Origin of the sequence: Shewanella sp. 11B5, from assembly GCF_002836795.1 — a bacterium.
Classification (GTDB): Bacteria; Pseudomonadota; Gammaproteobacteria; order Enterobacterales; family Shewanellaceae; genus Shewanella; species Shewanella frigidimarina.
Window position 1 is genome coordinate 1 of the sequence record NZ_PJAP01000022.1, and the last position, 1,517, is coordinate 1,517.

At 41.3% G+C, this 1,517-nt stretch carries 1 protein-coding gene; it reads right to left on the reverse strand.

Annotated elements, in window-relative coordinates; all coding sequences use genetic code 11:
- Positions 1-372 precede the first annotated feature (372 nt).
- On the reverse strand, positions 373-1,149 hold the full coding sequence (locus CXF78_RS00160) for a hypothetical protein (RefSeq protein WP_102035652.1): 777 nt from the start codon (positions 1,147-1,149) through the stop codon (positions 373-375).
- Between the last annotated feature and the right edge of the window lie 368 nt (positions 1,150-1,517).

Genomic DNA, 1,517 nt, shown 5'->3' on the forward strand with positions numbered 1-1,517 from the left:
ATTTATTTATACTAAAAAAGACCACTGAGATACAAATTTTAATGAATATTTTTGCCAGTAACCTTTTGTGAACTGTATTTTTGTGATCAAGCGCTCAACCATACGGTTTATGTCGAGCTAGGGGGTGTGAACGGTAAGCCAAGCAATATTAGTACTGCCATCGGTGTCTTATTATCTTGTAATAGACAAGCGGCATCCATGCAGTCGTCGGTAACTGCTCCTGCGTTACTCTAGCTCCTGCATCCATGCAGTCGTCGGTAACTGCTCCTGCGTTACTCTAACTCCTGCATCCATGCAGTCGTCATTTAAGTCTACTACCAGGATTTTGGTTGAGGTTTATCCGTTATCGCTAATGAATAACAGCACAGTCGATTATTGACTGAAGCTTAACTCACTAAACGACAACGACATCTTGCCTAATCCTTGATATTCAATCTGCAGAGGTTTATCCATGTCGACTTTAAGTACACCGCAGTATGAGCCGGTAATTATCGCTTGGCCGGCTGTAATCTCAATGCCGCGAGTGGTTAAAAAATTCACTAACCAGTACAAAGGTGATGCAGGTAAATCACACGGATGACAACCGTCATAGGTATTGGTAGTTTGTTGTTGAGTGACCGTTATTTGGATTTTGTTAGCCATCAATGCCTTAGCTTTGTCAATTTCTGGGCCTAAGTACAACCCCTGATTACTGAGTCCGTCTGCCAACTTTTCAACAAATGTGGCTGAATAATCTCGGCTAAATCGTTGTTGAATTAACTCCAATGCCATGTGAGTCGCGCTAATTTGTTGACCGATTTCGGTATCAGAGTAATGACGATGAGCCTCAAAGGTTTGACCAACAACAAAAGCGATTTCAGGCTCAATCAAGGCACGCTGTGCAGATGATAAAATGGCGCAATCGTGTTGATTGACAATGGCATCAGCCAAAATAGGTGCAACAATCAAATCGCCATTGTCTCGCGGCGTTAAACATTTCCACCCAGTAACATTATGTTGATTCAATGCAATCATCGCGACTTGGATTTCAAGTGCCGTTTCAATACTGTCTATATGCTGTTCAGGTAGTAAATTTGACTCAGGATTAACACAATGCCTTTGTGAAAAGAGATGTTTGGCAATGTCGTTTATATTCGTTTGTTGAACCATTACGGTTTCCTATTGCGATAGTGAAATACTTTAACAAGCGAAGCATTATTCGCGAGTAAGTGATTATTATAAATACATATTCTGTTAGTACTAACGCCACACATTAGTCACTGCAGTATCGATGTTAGTGACGTTAATGCTAGTAGCGTTAAAGTTAGTCGTGTTAGTGTTGATGACATCACGCAAACACCCACAGTATTAAAGCTAGCATGAAGTTAACTACCAGGTTATCCGGCTTTGCGTTGTTTTAATTGTGCTTTAGTTTGCTCAAACCACTGATAAACAATCTCGCGTGTTTGCTCCGATGGCATTGCATTAGACGCGCCTCTAATCTGGTCGATTTCGCACATCAGCGGCTGGGTTTTAGT

Coding starts and splice junctions, on each gene's coding strand:
- CXF78_RS00160 (WP_102035652.1), bottom strand. CDS start 1,149: ATGGTTCAACAAACGAATATAAACGACATTGCCAAACATCTCTTTTCA.